Annotated in this window: 11 protein-coding genes and 1 riboswitch; of the genes, 5 read left to right on the top strand and 6 right to left on the bottom strand. The window is 74.8% G+C overall.

Annotation, left to right across the window (positions count from 1 at the left end):
- The first annotated feature begins 102 nt into the window (after nucleotides 1-102).
- A complete protein-coding gene (locus ACFUJY_RS05310; RefSeq protein WP_383294796.1) occupies nucleotides 103-4,176 on the top strand; it encodes a molybdopterin-dependent oxidoreductase in 4,074 nt (1,357 codons plus the stop codon).
- Between the two features lie 7 nt (nucleotides 4,177-4,183).
- On the opposite strand, the gene ACFUJY_RS05305 is transcribed toward ACFUJY_RS05310, so the two are convergent.
- Both ACFUJY_RS05305 and modA read right to left on the bottom strand, forming a co-directional pair.
- Nucleotides 4,184-6,091, bottom strand: coding sequence for an ABC transporter permease (locus ACFUJY_RS05305; protein ID WP_383294794.1), 1,908 nt, complete (start codon nucleotides 6,089-6,091; stop codon nucleotides 4,184-4,186).
- A gap of 18 nt (nucleotides 6,092-6,109) precedes the next feature.
- Nucleotides 6,110-6,874 carry a molybdate ABC transporter substrate-binding protein gene (modA, locus tag ACFUJY_RS05300; protein WP_383294792.1) on the bottom strand — a complete coding sequence of 255 codons (765 nt, stop codon included), beginning with the start codon at nucleotides 6,872-6,874 and terminating at the stop codon, nucleotides 6,110-6,112.
- Between the two features lie 176 nt (nucleotides 6,875-7,050).
- Here modA and cbiE point away from each other — a divergent pair, with 176 nt between their 5' ends.
- Nucleotides 7,051-8,325, top strand: a complete 1,275-nt coding sequence (gene cbiE / locus ACFUJY_RS05295; protein ID WP_383294789.1) for a precorrin-6y C5,15-methyltransferase (decarboxylating) subunit CbiE — start codon at nucleotides 7,051-7,053, stop codon at nucleotides 8,323-8,325.
- Entirely contained in the window at nucleotides 8,322-9,071 is a 750-nt protein-coding gene (gene cobM, locus ACFUJY_RS05290; protein ID WP_383294786.1) for a precorrin-4 C(11)-methyltransferase, read from the top strand. The genes cbiE and cobM overlap by 4 nt, the downstream gene beginning before the upstream one ends.
- A 17-nt stretch (nucleotides 9,072-9,088) precedes the next feature.
- On the opposite strand, the gene ACFUJY_RS05285 is transcribed toward cobM, so the two are convergent.
- On the bottom strand, nucleotides 9,089-10,204 hold the full coding sequence (locus tag ACFUJY_RS05285) for a cobalt-precorrin-5B (C(1))-methyltransferase (protein ID WP_383294783.1): 1,116 nt from the start codon (nucleotides 10,202-10,204) through the stop codon (nucleotides 9,089-9,091).
- Between the two features lie 11 nt (nucleotides 10,205-10,215).
- On the opposite strand from ACFUJY_RS05285, the gene ACFUJY_RS05280 reads away from it, so the two are divergent.
- Nucleotides 10,216-10,974 carry a cobalt-precorrin-6A reductase gene (locus ACFUJY_RS05280; RefSeq protein WP_383294781.1) on the top strand — a complete coding sequence of 253 codons (759 nt, stop codon included), beginning with the start codon at nucleotides 10,216-10,218 and terminating at the stop codon, nucleotides 10,972-10,974.
- On the opposite strand, the gene ACFUJY_RS05275 is transcribed toward ACFUJY_RS05280, so the two are convergent.
- The 3 genes from ACFUJY_RS05275 to cobG are packed head-to-tail and all read right to left on the bottom strand — an operon-like array spanning nucleotide 10,959 to nucleotide 14,508.
- Complete coding sequence (locus ACFUJY_RS05275; RefSeq protein WP_383294778.1) at nucleotides 10,959-12,491, bottom strand: precorrin-2 C(20)-methyltransferase; 1,533 nt, start codon at nucleotides 12,489-12,491, stop codon at nucleotides 10,959-10,961. The genes ACFUJY_RS05280 and ACFUJY_RS05275 overlap by 16 nt on opposite strands.
- On the bottom strand, nucleotides 12,488-13,114 hold the full coding sequence (locus ACFUJY_RS05270; protein WP_383294775.1) for a precorrin-8X methylmutase: 627 nt from the start codon (nucleotides 13,112-13,114) through the stop codon (nucleotides 12,488-12,490). The genes ACFUJY_RS05275 and ACFUJY_RS05270 overlap by 4 nt, the downstream gene beginning before the upstream one ends.
- Nucleotides 13,115-13,173: 59 nt before the next feature.
- Nucleotides 13,174-14,508 carry a precorrin-3B synthase gene (gene cobG, locus ACFUJY_RS05265; protein WP_383294772.1) on the bottom strand — a complete coding sequence of 445 codons (1,335 nt, stop codon included), beginning with the start codon at nucleotides 14,506-14,508 and terminating at the stop codon, nucleotides 13,174-13,176.
- Nucleotides 14,509-14,648: 140 nt separating this feature from the next.
- A riboswitch (cobalamin riboswitch) is annotated at nucleotides 14,649-14,725 on the top strand.
- Between the two features lie 84 nt (nucleotides 14,726-14,809).
- On the opposite strand from cobG, the gene cobN reads away from it, so the two are divergent.
- The gene (gene cobN, locus ACFUJY_RS05260) at nucleotides 14,810-18,469 is read left to right on the top strand and encodes a cobaltochelatase subunit CobN (RefSeq protein WP_383295404.1); all 3,660 of its coding nucleotides are present in this window, start codon (nucleotides 14,810-14,812) and stop codon (nucleotides 18,467-18,469) included.
- Nucleotides 18,470-18,471 lie beyond the last annotated feature (2 nt).

Below are 18,471 nucleotides of genomic sequence, written 5' to 3'. Positions count from 1 at the left end.
GTGTGCGACGAGCGTTACCGCCCATGATCGGCCGGTGCCACACCGGCGTAACGGCGCCTTCCTACCGTCGGAGCACGATCCGATTCACGGAAGGTCTCCCCGGTGCCCCCACAGAGCTCGTCGGCCGACGCCACTCAGGTCCGTACGGTCTGCTCGTACTGCGGGGTGGGCTGCGGCATGGTCCTCGACATCGCCGCAGGGCCCGACGGACGCCGTACGGTCCTCAAGGCGTCCGGCGACAAGGCCCACCCCGCCAACGCGGGGCGGCTCTGCACCAAGGGCGCGACCACCGCCGACCTGCTCGCCGCCCCCGGCCGGCTGACCACCGCCCTGGTGCGGCCGGAGCGCGGCGCGGAGCCCGTGCCGGTGGGCGTGGACGAGGCGGTCGCGTCCACCGCGCGGCGGCTGCGGGCGGTCATCGACACGCACGGACCGGACGCCGTCGCGTTCTACGTGTCCGGGCAGCTGGGCCTGGAGGCGCAGTACCTCGCGAACAAGCTGGCCAAGGGGTTCGTCCGCACCAACCGCGTCGAGTCCAACTCGCGGCTGTGCATGGCGAGCGCGGGCAGCGGCTACAAGCTGTCGCTGGGTGCCGACGGGCCGCCCGGCTCCTACGACGACCTGGACCGCGCGGACGTCTTCCTCGTCATCGGCTCCAACATGGCCGACTGCCACCCGGTCCTCTTCCTGCGCCTCCTGGACCGCGTCAAGGCCGGCGCCAAGCTGATCGTCGTGGACCCCCGGCGCACCGCCACCGCCGACAAGGCCGACCTCTTCCTGCGCGTCAACCCCGGCACCGACCTGGCCCTCCTCAACGGCCTCCTGCACCTGCTGCACGCCAACGGGCACACCGACCCCGCGTTCATCGCCGCGCACACCGAGGGCTGGGAGGAGATGCCGGAATTCCTGGCCGACTACCCGCCCGCCGCCGTCGCGGAGATCACCGGCGTCCCGGAGGACGACCTGCGACAGGCCGCCCGGTGGATCGGGGAGGCGGGGGAGTGGACGAGCTGCTGGACGATGGGGCTCAACCAGTCCACCCACGGCACCTGGAACACCAACGCGCTGATCAACCTCCACCTGGCGACCGGCGCGATCTGCCGCCCCGGCAGCGGCCCGCTCTCGCTCACCGGCCAGCCCAACGCCATGGGCGGGCGCGAGATGGGCTACATGGGCCCCGGCCTGCCCGGTCAGCGCTCCCTCCTGGACGACGAGGACCGCGCCTTCACCGAGGAGCTGTGGGGCCTCGCCCCCGGCACCCTCCGCGAGGACGAGTGCGGCCGGGGCACGGTCGAGATGTTCGAGCGGATGGCGGCCGGTGACATCAAGGCGTGCTGGATCATCTGCACCAACCCCGTCGCCTCCGTCGCCAATCGCCGCACCGTCATCGAGGCGCTGGAGGCCGCCGAACTCGTCATCACCCAGGACGTGTTCGCCGACACCGAGACCAACGCCTACGCCGACGTCGTCCTGCCCGGCGCCCTGTGGACCGAGACGGAGGGCGTACTCGTCAACAGCGAACGCAGCCTCACCCTGGCCCGCCCGGCCGTCGAACCACCCGGCGAAGCCCTCGCGGACTGGCGGATCATCGCCCGTATCGCCTGCGCCATGGGGTACGAGGACGCCTTCACGTACGACAGCGCCGAGGAGGTCTTCGAGGAGCTCAAGCGCGCCGCCAACCCCCGCACCGGCTACGACCTGCGGGGCGTGACGTACGAACGGCTGCGCACCGCCCCCGTCCAGTGGCCCGCGCCCACCGCCGACGGCCCGGACCGCAACCCCGTCCGCTACCTCACCCCGGACGGCGGCGGACCGGTCTTCCCGACCCCGACCGGACGCGCCCGCTTCTTCGCCCGCCCCCACGTCCCGGCGGCCGAGATGCCGGACGACGACTACCCCTTCCTGCTCAACACCGGCCGGGTCCAGCACCAGTGGCACACCCTCACCAAGACCGGCAAGGTCGACAGGCTCAACCGGCTGAACCCCGGCCCGTTCGTGGAGGTGCACCCCGAGGACGCGGAACGTCTCGGGCTCGCGGAGGGCGACTCGGTGGAGGTCGAGTCACGGCGCGGACGGGCCGTGCTGCCGGCCGTGGTCACCGACCGGGTGGCGCCGGGCTGCTGCTTCGCGCCCTTCCACTGGAACGACCTGTTCGGCGAGTACCTCAGCGTCAACGCGGTGACCGGCGACGCCGTGGACCCGGTCTCGTACCAGCCGGAGTTCAAGGTGTGCGCGGTGACGCTGACGAAGGTGGCGGCGGCGCCCGTTCCCGTCGCGGCACCTGTGGAGACCGCGACCCCGGCGTCCCCCGGGACCGCCGCCGTCTTCGGCCTGGACACCACCCCGCCCCCGGTCCTCGCCGAGCACGAGCGCCAGTACCTCGTCGGCTTCCTCGCCGGGCTGCCCCTGGGCGCCCCCGGCGTCCCCGTCCTGCCGCCCGGGGCACCCTTCAGCGCCGAGCACGCGCGCTGGGTGAACGGCGTCCTGGCCGGCATGTACTCGCGCACCGGGCCGCCCGCCGACGAGCCCGCGCCCGTCCCCGCCGACGGTCCCGGCCGCGAGGTCGTCGTGCTGTGGGCCTCGCAGACCGGCAACGCCGAGGAGTTCGCCGTCGCCACCGCCGACCGGCTCACCGCCACGGGCCACCGCGCCCGGCTCCTGGGCATGGACCAGGCGGACCCGCGCGCCCTGCCGCCCGCCGCCGACCTCCTCCTGATCACCAGCACCTTCGGGGACGGCGACGCGCCCGACAACGGCTCCGGGTTCTGGGAGGCCCTGACGGCGGCGGACCTCCCGCCCCTGGACGGCAGGCGGTACGCCGTCCTGGCCTTCGGCGACTCCTCGTACGACGACTTCTGCGGGCACGGGCGGCGGCTCGACCGGCGCCTGGACGAGCTGGGGGCCGTCCGCCTCGCCCCGCGCACCGACTGCGAACCCGACTACGAACCGTCCGCGCTGAGCTGGCTCGACCAGGTCCTCGCCGGCCTCACCGCCCCGCCCACCGCACCGGCCCCCGCGCCCCCGGCCGCCCCGGCGCCCACCCCGGTCCGCACCCCGAAGCCGGCCCCCGTCACCGCCCGGCTGGCCGGCAACCGGCTGCTCGGGCTGCCCGGCTCCGGCAAGGAGGTCCGCCGGTTCACCTTCGACACCAGCGGCACCGGGACCGCCCTCGACTACGCGGCCGGTGACGCGCTCGGCGTCCACGCCGTCAACCACCCGGACCTGGTGGCCGAATGGCTCTCCGTCACCGGCCTGGACGATGACGCCGAGATCACGGCCGGCGGCCTCGGCGGCCTCCGGCTCGGCGACGCGCTCCGCACCCGCCTGGACATCACCCGCCTGACCCCGGCCCTGCTCGGCTTCGTCACCGAACGCACCGGCGACCGGGACCTGAAGAAGATGCTGAGGCCCGACAACAAGGGCGAGCTGGCCCGCTGGTCCTGGGGCCGCCAGGCCGTGGACGTCCTCGCCGAGTACCCGGTCAAGGCCACCCCCGACGAGTGGGCCGGCATCCTCAAACCGCTCCAGCCCCGCCTCTACTCGATATCGTCCAGCCCGCTCACCGACCCCGACCGTCTCTCCCTGACCGTCTCCGTGGTCCGCTACGAGAACACCCACGGCCGCCCGCGCGCCGGGGTCTGCTCGCCGTTCCTCGCGGACGCCGGCCCCGACACCCGCGTCCCGGTCTTCGTCCGCCGCGCCCCGCACTTCCGGCCCCCGGCCCGCCCCGACGCACCGATGGTCATGGTCGGTCCCGGGACCGGCGTCGCCCCCTTCATCGGCTTCCTGGAGGAGCGCCGGGCCCGCCGAGACCCCGGGCCCAACTGGCTGTTCTTCGGGGAGCAGCACCGGGCCACCGACTTCTACTACGAGGAGGAGCTGACGTCCTTCCTCGCCGACGGCACCCTCACCCGCCTGGACACCGCCTTCTCGCGCGACCAGCGCGCCAAGGTCTACGTACAGGACCGGATGCGCGAGCACGGCGCCAAGCTGTGGTCCTGGCTGCGCGACGGCGCCCACTTCTACGTGTGCGGCGACGCGGCCCGGATGGCGAAGGACGTCGACCGGGCGCTGCGCGACATCGCCGTCGCCCACGGCGGGCTCGACCCGGAGGCCGCCGCCCTGTACGTGAAGCAGCTCGCCGCCGACAAGCGGTACGTCCGGGACGTCTACTGAGCCCCGCTCACAGCGCCACGAGGGTCACTTCGGTCGCCTTCACGCTGGTCCACACCGCCACCCCGTCCGCCAGGGACAGCTCGGCGGCGGCCTGCGGGGTGATCTCGGCGACCAGGTCCGGCGCGTGCTCCGAGCCCACCAGCACCCGGAGCCGGCTCCCGCCCGCCGTGATCTCGCGCACCGTCCCCGGCCACACGTTGCGCGGGCTCCCGCCCGGCTTCTCCCGGTGTACGGAGACGGCCTCGGGCGCGATGACGGCGAGCGCGGGCGCTCCGGCGGGCAGCGGGTCGGCCGCGACGAGGTGACCGCCGCCCGAGGGCGCCAGGCCGTCGGCGGTGGCGGTGCCGGGCCAGGCGTTGCGGCCCAGCATCCGGGCGACCCAGGGCGAGCGCGGGTGCCGGCTCACCTCGGCGGGCGGGGCGTCCTGGAGCGCACGGCCGTCCTCCAGGACGAGGACCCGGTCGGCGAGCGCGACGGCCTCCACGGGGTCGTGCGTCACGATGAGGCAGACGCCGCCGAACCCGTCGAGATGGCGGCGCAGGGTGTGCCGGACCTGGGACCGGGTCGTCTGGTCGAGCGCGGCGAGCGGTTCGTCCAGCAGCAGCAGGCGCGGGCGGGCGGCCAGCGCGCGGGCCAGTGCGACGCGCTGTGCCTGGCCGCCGGACACCTGGGCGGGGCGGCGTGCGGCCAGGTGCCCGACCCCGAGCCGGTCCAGCCACTCCCGCGCGGCGCGGCGGGCCTCGGCGCGCGGTACGCCCCGTGCGCGCAGCCCGTAAGCGGTGTTGGCGAGGATGCTCAGGTGCGGGAACAGGGCGCCGTCCTGCGGGACCCAGGCGACGCCCCGGCGGTGGGCGGGCAGGGCGGAGACGTCGGTGCCGCCCAGGAGGAGACGGGCACGGGCGCGCGGGGTGAGGCCGAGCAGGGCGCGCAGCAGGGTCGTCTTGCCGGCGCCGTTGGGGCCGACGACGGCGATGGTGGTCCCGGCCTCCGCGTCGAGCGTGAGCGTGTCGAAGCCGGTGACCTCGGCGTGGAGGGGACAGGGCTCCGAACCGGACGGCTCCGGGAGGGGCTGCCCGGGTACCGGCACGGCGTCGTCGTCCCCGGCCTCCCGCCGCGTCCGCTCCGGCGGCCTCCCCGTCCACCGCCCCCGCAGCGCGAGCAGCACCGCCATGGCGATGACGAGCAGCAGCAGGGACACCGAGGTCGCGGCCTCCGGGCTGTCCTGGAGCAGCAGGTACACCTGGAGGGGCAGGGTCTGCGTGGTGCCGGGGAGGTTGCCCGCGAAGGTGATGGTCGCCCCGAACTCGCCGAGCGCCCGCGCCCAGGTGAGCGCCGCTCCGGCGGCAAGGCCGGGGGCCACCATCGGCAGGGTGACCGTGAAGAACACCCGTAGCGGCGAAGCCCCCAGGGAGGCCGCGGTCTCCTCGTAGCGGGGGCGCAGCCCGCCGAGCGCGCCCTCCAGGCTGATGACCAGGAACGGCATGGCGACGAAGGTCGCCGCGAGCACCGCGCCGGAGGTGTGGAACGGCAGCGTGATCCCGAACCAGTCCTCCAGCCACGGCCCCAGCAGCCCCCGGCGGCCGAAGCCGAGGAGCAGGGCGACCCCGCCGACCGTCGGCGGCAGCACCATCGGCAGCAGCACCAGTGAGCGGACGAAGACCTTGCCGGGGAAGTCGACCCGGGCCAGCAGCCACGCCAGCGGCACCCCCAGGACGAGGGAGAGGGCCAGTGCCCAGCCGGAGACGACCAGCGACAGCGTCAGCGCCCGGGTGGTGCCCTCGCCGGTGAGGTGGGTGCCCAGCTCGCCCCATGAGGTCCGGGCCAGGATGCCGGCCAGCGGCAGCAGCAGGAACGCCACGGCCAGGAGCGCGGGGAGGGCCAGCAGGAGCGGCGCGCGGCCGCGGGGTCGGTTCATCGGTGCTCCTCGTCCCCGCTACGGCTGCTGGAAGCCCGCACCGGTCAGGATCGTGCGTGCCTCGGGCGAGGACAGCCACGTGACGAACGCCTCGGCCGCCGCGCCGTGCTCGCCGGCCTTCAGGGTCGCCGCCGGGTACGAGGCGACGGCGTTCTGCTCGTCCGGGATGTCGACCGAGCCGACCTTGCCCGCGGCGGCGGAGACGTCGGTTTTGTAGACCAGCCCGGCGTCCGCCTCGCCCAGTTCTACCTTGCTGAGCACCGCGCGCACGTTGGGCTCCTGCGACACCGGCTTCACGGTGATCTTCTGCGCGTCCAGGATCTGCTCGCTGTACCGGCCCACCGGCACCTCGGGCGCGGCGAGGACCACCTTCAGCCGGGTGTCCGCGAGGTCCCCGAGGCTCTCGATCTTCTCCGGGTTGCCCTTGCCGGTCGCGATGACGAGACGGTTCCTCGCGATGACCGTGGGCGTGCCGGTGTCCGACCTCAGGCCGTCCATCGTCTTCGTGTCGGCCGTGACCAGCACGTCGGCGGGGGCGCCCTGCTCGACCTGCGCGGCCAGCTCCTGCGATCCGGCGAAGGAGAACGTCACCTTCGTGCCCGGGTGCTCCTTCTCGTACGCCGCGCCCGCCTCCTTGAACACATCGGTGAGCGAGGACGCGGCGAGGACGGTGAGGCCGGTGCTCGTGTCGTCGGTGTCGCCGCCGCACGCGGTGAGGGGCGTGAGCAGGCCCACGACGACGAGGGCCGCAGCGGCGCGCCGCTGGGGGGAGGCAGGAGTCATGGAGAACAGCATGTGCCAAAGAGTATGGGTGATCACATCGCATTTACAGCCTTCCATGGGAAAACACATGGCAGGTGCGGCATCCTCTGGAGGAAGCTCCCAGGCACCCTGCGGGCCGCCCGTGACCGGCCAGTAGAGTGCGGGTGCGCCAGCCCCCGAGACCCGAGGTACCGTCCGTGACCCCCGAGCACCCCCGCCCGCCCGCAGTCACCGTGGTCGGGATCGGCGCCGACGGATGGGCCGGACTCACCGGACCGGCGCGCGCGGCACTGACGGACGCCCAGGTCCTCATCGGCGCCGACCGGCAACTGGGCCTCCTGCCACCGGAGTGCGCGGGCACCCGCGTGCCCTGGCCCTCGCCCCTGCGCCCCGCCGTCCCCGGCCTGCTCGCCGCGCACGCGGACCGCCGCATCGCCGTCCTCGCCAGCGGCGACCCCATGTTCTACGGAATCGGCCGGGCCCTCACCGAAGTCCTGGGCGCTGAACGGCTGCACGTCCTGCCGCACCCCTCGTCCGTCTCCTACGCCTGCGCCCGCATCGGCTGGCCGCTGGAGGACACCGAGGTCGTCACCCTCGTCGGCCGCCCCGCCGCCCGGCTGGCCGCCGCCCTGCACGAAGGGCGCCGGCTGCTCGTCCTCAGCGCCGACGCCACCACCCCGGGCACCGTCGCCGCACTGCTGCGCGACCACGGCTTCGGGCCCAGCCGCATGCGGGTCCTGGAACAGCTCGGCGGCGAGGACGAGGCGTGCGCCGAGGGCACGGCGGACACCTGGGACCACCCCGCCGGGGACCCGCTCAACGTCGTCGCCGTCGAGTGCCGGACCGCCCCGGGGACGCCGCGCCTCGGCGCCGTACCGGGCCTGCCCGACGAGGCGTACGCGCACGACGGACAGCTGACCAAGCGCCACGTCCGGGCCGCCACCCTCGGCGTGCTCGCCCCCGCCCCCGGCGAACTCCTCTGGGACATCGGCGGCGGCTCCGGGTCCATCGCGATCGAGTGGATGCGCGTCCACCCCTCCTGCCGGGCGGTCACCGTCGAACGCGACCCCGTCCGCGCGGTGCGCATCGCGGCCAACGCCGACCGGCTCGGCGTGCCCGGCCTCCGGATCGTCACCGGCCGCGCGCCCGACTGCCTGGACCGACTCCCCGCCCCGGACGCCGTGTTCATCGGCGGCGGCCTCACCGCACCCGGCCTCCTCGACACCTGCCTCGCCGCCCTCCCGCCCGGCGGCCGGCTGGTCGCCAACACGGTCACCCTGGAGTCCGAGGCGCTGCTCGCGGCCCGGCACAAGGCGCACGGCGGCGAGCTGGTCCGCCTCGCCGTCGCGCACGCCGTGCCCGTCGGCACGTTCACCGGCTGGCGCCAGGCGATGCCCGTCACCCAGTGGTCCGTACGCAAGCCCACGGACACCGCAACGGCCCCCGCACAACCCTCAGGAGACGACAGATGACCGTGTACTTCATCGGCGCGGGCCCCGGCGCCGCCGACCTGATCACGGTGCGCGGCGCGCGCACGCTCGCCGCCTGCCGGGTGTGCCTGTACGCGGGCAGCCTGGTGCCCCGCGAGCTCCTGGCCGAGTGCCCGGACGACGCCCGCCTGGTGGACACCGCGCAGCTCGACATCGACGCCATCACCGCCGAACTCGTCGCCGCGCACCGGGCCGGCCACGACGTGGCGCGGCTGCACTCCGGCGACCCCTCGGTGTTCAGCGCGGTCAACGAGCAGATGCGGCGCCTGGACGAGGCGGGCGTGCCGTACGAGGTCGTCCCGGGCGTGCCCGCGTTCGCCGCCGCGGCGGCGGCCCTCAAGCGGGAGCTGACCGTGCCGACCGTCGGCCAGACCGTCATCCTGACCCGGATCGCCCAGCGGGCCACCGCCATGCCCGAGGGCGAGGACCTGGCGACGCTCGGCCGCAGCGGCGCACTGATCGTCCTGCACCTCGCGGCCCGCTACGTGGACCGCGTCGTCGAGGAGCTGCTGCCGCACTACGGCGCCGACTGCCCGGCCGCCGTCGTCGCGATGGCCTCACGCCCCGACGAACTCGTCCTGCGCGGCACCCTGGACGACATCGCCGCACAGGTGAAGGACGCGGGCGTCCTCCGCACCGCCGTGATCATGGTCGGCCGCACCCTGGGCGCCGAGCAGTTCCACGACAGCCACCTCTACTCGCCCGCCCGCGACCGCCACAGCTGCTGATCTTCCGGCCGGGCGGGTCACCGGACGGGGCTGCGCCCCACCACGTTCCCCGCCCGGTCGACGCAGATCACGTCCACCGCCACCGGCGCGCCCCGCAGCACCGACAGCGCCTCGTCCCGCGCGGCCACGGCCACCAGATCGCCCAGCGGCACCCCGCGCGCCTGGCACAGCTGGAGCGCGGCGAGACCGGTGTTGGCCACGGCGATGCCGGCGGCCAGGGCCTCGTCGGCACCGCCGCGCCGGGCCAGCTCCGCCAGGTGCGCCTTGTCGACCTGGGAGCGCCCCGAGTGGAGGTCCAGATGGCCGGCGGCGAGCTTCGACAGCTTGGCGAACCCGCCGCAGATCGTGAGCCGGTCCACCGGGTGGCGGCGTACGTACTTCAGCACCGCGCCCGCGAAGTCGCCCATGTCCAGCAGCGCGATCTCCGGCAGCCCGTACTCGGCGACCACCGTCTTCTCCGAGGTCGAGCCCGTGCACCCGGCGACATGGGTGTGCCCGGCCGCGAGCGCCACGTCCACGCCCCGGCGGATCGAGTCGATCCACGCCGAACAGGAGTACGGCACCACGATCCCGGTCGTGCCGAGGATCGACAGCCCGCCCAGGATGCCCAGGCGCGGGTTCCAGGTGGAGCGGGCGATCTCCTCGCCGTCGTCCACGCCGATCGTCACCTCGACGTCCCCGGACCCGCCGTGCGCCGCCGCGACCTCGGCGACGTGGTCCCGGATCATCCGGCGCGGCACCGGGTTGACCGCCGGTTCGCCGACGTCCAGCGGCAGCCCCGGCAGCGTCACCGTGCCCACACCGGGCCCGGCCCGGAACACCACGCCCGAGCCCGGCGGCAGCGCCCGCACGGTCACCCGCACCAGGGCCCCGTGCGTCACGTCGGGGTCGTCGCCCGCGTCCTTCACCACGCCCGCCGTCGCCCGCCCGTCGGCCAGCTCCTCCACGGCCAGCGCGAACGCCGGGGTCTCGCCCTTGGGCAGGGTGATGGTCACCGGGTCCGGGAAGTCCCCGCTCAGAAGCGCCGTGTACGCGGCCGTCGTGGCGGCGGTCGCGCAGGCACCGGTTGTCCAGCCGGGCCGCAGACCGGTGTGCTTGAGTTGGGCGCCGCGCCCGCCTTTCGCCTCACTCATGGATGGTCCCCGTGCACGTACTGATTCTGGGCGGGACGACGGAGGCCCGTCGGCTCGCCGAGCTCCTGGTGGCCGAGCTGCCCGCCGGAAGCCGGGTCACCAGCTCCCTCGCGGGCCGGGTCACCCGGCCGAAGCTGCCGCCCGGGGAGGTCCGGGTCGGGGGCTTCGGCGGAGCCGACGGACTCGCGGACTGGCTCCGCGCGCACCGGGTGCACGCACTCATCGACGCCACCCATCCTTTCGCCGGGACGATCACCTTCAACGCGGCTGTCGCGGCCGCCGCCGCCCATGTTCCCCTGCTCATGCTGCGCCGGCCCGGCTGGGTGCCCGGTGCCGGTGACGACTGGCACCCGGTCGGCTCCCTGGCCGAGGCGGCCGGGGCGCTGCCCGCGCTGGGGCGGCGGGTGTTCCTCACCACGGGCCGCATGGGCCTCGCCGCCTTCGCGGGCCTGGACGAGCTGTGGTTCCTGATGCGGTCCGTGGACGCCCCGGAACCGCCGTACCCGGCCCGGATGGAGACCCTGCTCGACCGGGGCCCCTTCACCCTGGAGGGCGAGCGCGAGCTGATCCGCCGCCACCGGATCGACGTCCTCGTCACCAAGGACAGCGGCGGCGCCGCGACCGCCCCCAAGCTGACCGCCGCCCGCGAGGCCGGCATCCCGGTGGTCGTCGTCCGCCGGCCACCGGTCCCCGAGGGGGGTGCGGTGGCCGGCAGCCCGGAAGAGGCGCTGACCTGGCTGAACCGGCTGACGGATCAGTCCTCCGGGTAGCGGCGCGGCGTCCACACGATCTGCGTGCCGTCGCCCCGCCGCCCCCAGCGGGTCTGCGACGACCCGACGATCAGGATCGTGCGCATGTCCACCTCGGCCGGATCGAGGTCGCCCAGGCGCACGGTCCGCACGCTCTCGCCCGGCCCGCCGACGTCCCTGCCGAGGACCACGGGCGTGTCCGGCGAGCGGTGTTCGAGGAGCAGGTCCCGCGCCTTGCCGACCTGCCAGGTCCGGCTCCGCGAACCGGGGTTGTACAGCGCGAGCACCAGGTCCGCCGAGGCGGCTGCGGCCAGCCGGCGCGCGATGACCTCCCACGGCTTGAGCCGGTCCGACAGCGAGATCGTCGCGTAGTCGTGGCCCAGCGGCGCACCCGCCCGGGCCGCCGCCGCGTTGGCCGCCGTCACCCCGGGCAGCACCCGCACCGGCACGTCCGCGTACTCCTCCTGCGACGCCGCCTCCAGCACCGCCGTCGCCATGGCGAAGACCCCCGGGTCGCCGCCGGACACCACGGCGACCCGCCGCCCGCGCCGGGCCAGGTCGAGCGCGAACTCCGCCCGCTCCGACTCCACCCTGTTGTCCGAGCCGTGCCGGACCTGCCCCGGCCGGACCGGCACCCGGTCCAGGTACGTCGTGTAGCCGACCAGGTCGTCGGCGGCGGCCAGCGCGCCGCGCGTCTCGGGCGTCAGCCACAGCGGACCGGCCGGACCCGTGCCGACGACGGCCACCTCGCCGTCGCCCGGGGCGCGTTCGGGGCGGGCGTCGATCCGGCTCGGCAGCACGGCGACCGCGAAGTACGGCACCGAACCGGCGTCGGTGTCCGCGAGCTCGCCCAGCCGCTCACCGGCCATCGTGGCGCGCTCCACATAGCGGGCCTCGGGCAGCCGGCCCGACGCCTCGAACGCCCGGCGCACCGCGGGGAAGGTGCGGCCCAGCTTCATCACCACCGCCGCGTCGGTCGCGGCCAGCCGGGCGGTCAGCTCCTCCTCCGGCAGGGTGCCGGGCAGGATCGTCAGGACCTCCTCGCCCTCCGCGAGCGGGGTGCCGAGCCGCGCGGCGGCGGCGCTGACCGAGGTCACCCCGGGGATCACCTCGGTCGGGTAGCGGTCCGCCAGCCGCTTGTGCATGTGCATGTACGAGCCGTAGAACATCGGGTCGCCCTCGGCGAGCACGGCGACCGTGCGCCCCGCGTCCAGGTGCACCGCGAGCCGGGCCGCCGCCTCGGTGTAGAAGTCCTCCAGCGCGCCCCGGTAACCGCCCGGGTGGTCCGTGGTCTCCGTGGTGACGGGGTAGACCAGGGCCTCCTCGATGTGGTCGGCGCGCAGGTGCTTCGCCGCGATGGACCGGGCGATGGACCGCCCGTGCCGGGCGCTGTGGTAGGCCACGACGTCCGCCTCGGCGATGACCTCCACCGCGCGCAGGGTCATCAGGGCGGGGTCGCCGGGGCCGAGCCCGACCCCGTAGAGCCGTCCCGTCCGCCGCACGTCCGGCCGTCCCGTCTGCTGCTCGCTCACGGTCACTCTTCCTCGCTGGCGATGGCGTTGAGCGCGGCGGCGGCGATGGCGCTCCCGCCGCGCCGGCCGCGCACGATCAGGTGGTCAAGATCCGACGGGTGGGCGGCCAGGGCGTCCTTGGACTCGGCGGCGCCGACGAACCCGACCGGCACCCCGATGACCGCGGCGGGGCGCGGGGCCCCCTCCTCGATCATTTCGAGCAGCCGGAACAGGGCGGTCGGCGCGTTCCCGACGGCCACGACCGCCCCGTCGAGGCGGTCCCGCCACAGCTCCAGGGCGGCGGCCGAGCGGGTCGTGCCCAGCTCCGCCGCGAGCCCGGGCACCGCCGGGTCGGACAGGGTGCACACCACCTCGTTGTCCGCGGGCAGCCGCTTGCGGGTGACCCCGCTGGCGACCATGGCCACGTCGCACAGGATGGGCGCGCCGGCCCGCAGCGCCGCGCGGGCCCGGGCGACCGCGTCGGGCGTGTAGCCGAGGTCGCGTACGAGGTCGACCATCCCGCAGGCGTGGATCATCCGGACGGCGACCTGGCTCACGTCCGCGGGCAGCCCGGCGAGGTCCGCCTCCGCCCGGATGGTGGCGAAGGACTGGCGATAGATGGCCGGTCCGTCCTTCTCGTACTCGTACACAGTGGTGTCGCTCTCTTCTCAGGGCGGGGGGGTCGGACAGGGAAAGTGCGGGGAGGCGATCAGGTGTGCGGGGTACGGGCCGCCGCCACGGCGTCGGCCAGCGCGGCGGGGCCGTCGGCGACGCGCACCGGGGCGCCGTGCTCGCCGTCCCGGACGACGGACACCCGGTAGCCGCCGTCCGGGCCGGCGACGACGTCGACCCACGCACCGCGCGGGTGCCCGCACCGGCGCTCGCACCCGGACCAGTGGACGGGCAGGGCACGGTCGGGCCCCCCGGTGGGCAGCGCTGACGCGGCGTCACCCCGCACATCGGCCCGGGACTTCGCGCACCCCGGCCGGCCGATGCACGCGTTCACCCCGGACCACGGCGAGCCGGGCCCGGTGACCAGGCCCACGGCCTCCAACGCGTCGAGCGCTCCGGCCGCCCGCGTCCGCCGGACCCCGGGCACGACGACTCCGCGCCACGGGGTGAGCCGCAGTTCGCCGGCGCCGTGGTCCCGGGCGAGATCCGTCAGCGCACTCCACCGCGCCGCGTCCGCCCGGCCGAGGGGCAGCCCGACCGACAGCGCGTCCGTGCCCCCCGGGCTCGCCACCACCCCGAGCACCGGGGGAGCCCCGACCGGTACCGGCGCGGTCGCGCGGGCGACGGGCAGCCCGGCCGCATCCAGCCTCCGCACCACCTCGTCGAACAACGGCCCGGCACCCCCGGGCAGGTCGGCGACCCGCCACGCACCGGAAGCCTTCGCCATGGACAGGAACACCGTCGCCGCCAGCAACGCGGCGCGCGGCGCCTCGCCGCCCGGAATCCGGGCCACCGACTCCAGCGCCCCGACGCGCAGCTCCGCGTCCCCGTCCGCCCGCGCCCGCAGCGTCACATCCGCGCCCAGCGCGTCCACGTCGCCGCGCCCGTCGTCCAGCGCGAACAGGAACCGGCCCGACAGGCCGGCCGCCTCCTCGCTCGCGCACACCAGCGCGTCCAGCGCGGTCAGCCACGGGCGGACATCACGCGCGCCGTGCCCGTCGAGCCCGGCCAGCGGAGAGGTCACCACGTTGCGGACCCGCTCATGCCGCTCGGAGGGCAAAAGTCCCATTTCGTACATCCGGGAGGCCAGTTCGCCCCCGCACCCCGCACCCAGCCCGCGCAACTGCACATTGCCGCGCGAAGTGAGATACAGCTCACCATCGCCCAGCTCGCCGGCCAACTCCCGCAGCCCGTCCGCCTGCTCCACGGCGAGCACACCACCGGGCACCCGGACCCTCGCCAACGCCCCGTCGTCCGCCCGGTGCAGGCGCAGCGCACCGGGGCAGGCGTCGCCGCGCGACCGGAAACGGGCGTCGTCGGGCTGGGCGAAAGGGGGGGCTGGGGGAGGCATGGCGGCGAGCATACCGACCATCTCATCCGATCCGTATGACCCGTCTTCCGATCCGTATGACCCGTCGGGCAGCCCGGCCCGTACTATGCCTGCGGGGCCCGTCTTCGCGGACGGACCCCGGCGGACCTCCGGGTCCGTCGTCGCCACAGACGGCGACAGGGGAGGAAGCCCGGTGCGATTCCGGCGCGGTCCCGCCACTGTGAGCCCGGCCCCACCAGGCCGGGCGAGTCAGGAACTCCCTTCCCCGCAGGTTCGGCAGGTCCGAGCAGGGGATCTCGACACTGCCCGGGGCGTGGACACCCCGAGGAAGGCCAGACGCCGCATGATCCTGCTCCTGTCGACGTCCGACACCGACCTGCTGAGCGCCCGCGCCTCCGACGGGCCCGTCCGCTACCGGTACGCGAACCCCTCCCGCCTCCCGCTCCAGGACCTCCCCGCCCTCCTGGACGGCACCGACCTCGTCGTCGTACGCCTCCTCGGCGGGGTCCGCGCCTGGCAGGACGGCCTCGACCAGCTCCTGGCCACCGGCCGCCCCGTCGTCGTCCTCACCGGTGAACAGGCCCCCGACGCCCAGCTGATGGCCGCCTCCACCGTGCCCATCGGGATCGCCGCCGAGGCCCACGCCTACCTCGCGCACGGCGGCCCGGCCAACCTGGACCAGCTCGCCCGCTTCCTCTCCGACACCGTCCTGCTCACCGGCCACGGCTTCGAACCGCCCGCCGCCGCACCCTCCTGGGGCCCGCTGGAGCGCACCCCCCGGGCGGCCGGGGACGGCGCCCCCACGGTGGCCGTGCTCTACTACCGCGCCCACCACATGAGCGGGAACACCGCGTTCATCGAGACCCTGTGCCGGGCCGTCGAGGCCGAAGGCGCTAAGGCCCTGCCGCTGTACGTCGCCTCGCTGCGCACCCCCGAACCCGGACTCGTCGAGACCCTGCGCGGCGCCGACGCGATCGTCACCACGGTCCTCGCGGCCGGCGGCACCCGGCCCGCCGAGGCGTCGGCCGGCGGCGACGACGAATCCTGGGACGCGGGCGCGCTCACCGCGCTCGACGTGCCGATCCTCCAGGCGCTCTGCCTCACCGGCTCCCGCACCGACTGGGAGGACAACGACGAGGGCGTGTCCCCGCTGGACGCCGCGAGCCAGATCGCCGTGCCCGAGTTCGACGGCCGGCTGATCACCGTCCCGTTCTCCTTCAAGGAGATCGACGAGGACGGCCTGCCCGCCTACGTCGCCGACGACGAGCGCGCCGCCCGGGTGGCCGGCATCGCCGTACGGCACGCCCGGCTGCGCCACATCCCGAACGCCGAGAAGCGCGTCGCGCTCGTGCTGTCCGCGTACCCGACCAAGCACTCCCGGATCGGCAACGCCGTCGGGCTCGACACCCCGGCCAGCGCGGTCGCCCTGCTGCGCCGACTGCGCGAGGAGGGCTACGACTTCGGTACGGACGAGGTCCCCGGCCTCGCCTCCGGCGACGGCGACGAGCTGATCTACGCCCTCATCGAGGCGGGTGGCCACGACCAGGCCTGGCTCACCGAGGAACAGCTCGCCCGCAACCCGGTCCGCATCCCGGCCGCCGACTACCGCCGCTGGTACGCCACCCTCCCCGCCGAACTCCGCGAGGCCGTCGAGGAGCACTGGGGGCCGCCGCCCGGCGAGATGTTCGTGGACCGCTCGCGCAACCCGGAGGGCGACATCGTGCTCGCGGCCCTGCGCCGGGGCAACCTGCTCATCCTCATCCAGCCGCCGCGCGGCTTCGGCGAGAACCCGATCGCGATCTACCACGACCCGGACCTGCCGCCCTCGCACCACTATCTGGCCGCCTACCGATGGATCGCCGCCCGCGCCGACGACAACGGCTTCGGCGCCGACGCGATGATCCACCTCGGCAAGCACGGCAACCTGGAATGGCTGCCCGGCAAGAACGCGGGCCTGTCCGCCACCTGCGGCCCCGACGCGGCGCTCGGCGACCTCCCGCTGATCTACCCGTTCCTTGTCAACGACCCGGGCGAGGGCACCCAGGCCAAGCGCCGGGCGCACGCCACGCTCGTGGACCACCTGGTGCCGCCGATGGCCCGGGCCGACAGCTACGGGGACATCGCCCGCCTCGAACAGCTCCTGGACGAGCACGCCCAGATCGCCGCCATGGACCCGGCCAAGCTGCCGGCCGTCCGCGCCCAGATCTGGACCCTGATCCAGGCCGCGAAGCTCGACCACGACCTGGGGGTCGAGGACCGCCCCGAGGACGAGGGCTTCGACGACTTCATCATGCATCTCGACGGCTGGCTCTGCGAGATCAAGGACGTCCAGATCCGCGACGGCCTCCACGTCCTGGGCGCCGCGCCGACGGGGGCCGCCCGGGTCAACCTGATCCTGGCCATCCTCCGCGCCCGCCAGATCTGGGGCGGCACGACGTCCCTGCCGGGGCTGCGCGAGGCGCTGGGCCTGGACGAGTCGGCGGCGACCCGCACGGACGCGGACGCGGTGGAGGAGCGGGCCCGCGCCCTGGTCCAGGCGATGGAGGACGCGGGCTGGGAGCCCTCGGCCGTGGCTGCGGTCGCCCAGTCCGCTCCCGGTTCGTCGGCACGGGGCCACGCCCCGGACCCCGCTGCGCAATCGCCGCAGGGGCTCGATTCCGTCGCCGCGATCCTCGACTTCGCCGCCGAAGAGGTCGCCCCCCGCCTGGCCAGGACCACCGACGAACTGGACCACTGCGTTCACGCCCTCAACGGGCGCTTCGTCCCCGCGGGCCCCTCCGGCTCGCCCCTGCGGGGACTCGTCAACGTGCTCCCCACCGGCCGGAACTTCTACTCCGTCGACCCCAAGGCCGTTCCCTCCCGCCTCGCCTGGGAGACCGGCCAGGCCCTCGCCGACTCGCTCCTGGAGCGCTACCGCACGGACAACGGCGACTGGCCCGAATCCGTCGGCCTCTCCCTCTGGGGCACGAGCGCCATGCGCACCGCCGGCGACGACGTCGCCGAGGCGTTCGCCCTGCTCGGCATCCGCCCGGTCTGGGACGATGCCTCACGCCGCGTCACCGGCCTCGAACCGATCCCCGCCGAGGAGCTCGGCCGCCCCCGCATCGACGTCACCCTCCGCATCAGCGGCTTCTTCCGCGACGCGTTCCCGCACACCATCGGCCTCCTGGACGACGCCGTGCGCCTGGCCGCCTCGCTGGACGAACCCGCCGAGCTCAACCACGTACGGGCGCACAGCCAGGCCGACCTGGCCGAGCACGGGGACGAGCGCCGGGCCACCACCCGTATCTTCGGCTCGCGCCCCGGCACGTACGGCGCCGGGCTGCTCCAGCTCATCGACTCCCGCGACTGGCGCACCGACGCCGACCTCGCCGAGGTCTACACGACCTGGGGCGGCTACGCCTACGGCCGCGACCTGGACGGCTGCCCGGCCCGGGAGGAGATGGAGACCGCGTACAAGCGCATCGCGGTCGCCGCGAAGAACACCGACACCCGCGAGCACGACATCGCGGACTCGGACGACTACTTCCAGTACCACGGGGGAATGGTCGCCACCGTCCGCGCCCTGAAGGGGACCGCCCCGGAGGCGTACATCGGGGACTCGACCCGCCCCGAGACGGTCCGCACGCGCACGCTGACCGAGGAGACCTCCCGCGTCTTCCGCGCCCGCGTCGTCAACCCGAAGTGGATCGAGGCGATGCGTCGCCACGGCTACAAGGGCGCCTTCGAGCTGGCCGCGACCGTCGACTACCTCTTCGGCTACGACGCCACGACGGGCGTGGTCGCGGACTGGATGTACGACAAGCTGACCGAGACCTACGTCCTGGACCCGGCCAACCGCGCCTTCTTCGAACAGGCCAACCCGTGGGCGCTGCACGGCATCGCGGAACGTCTCCTGGAGGCGGAGTCGCGCGGCATGTGGGCCAAGCCCGATCCGGCCGTGCTCGAAGCGCTGCGCCAGGTGTTCCTGGAGACGGAAGGAAACCTGGAGGGCGAGGAGTAGGC

It is taken from the genome of Streptomyces sp. NPDC057249, from assembly GCF_042669245.1.
Lineage (GTDB): Bacteria > Actinomycetota > Actinomycetes > Streptomycetales > Streptomycetaceae > Streptomyces.
This window is presented reverse-complemented; position numbering and strand designations above follow the sequence as displayed.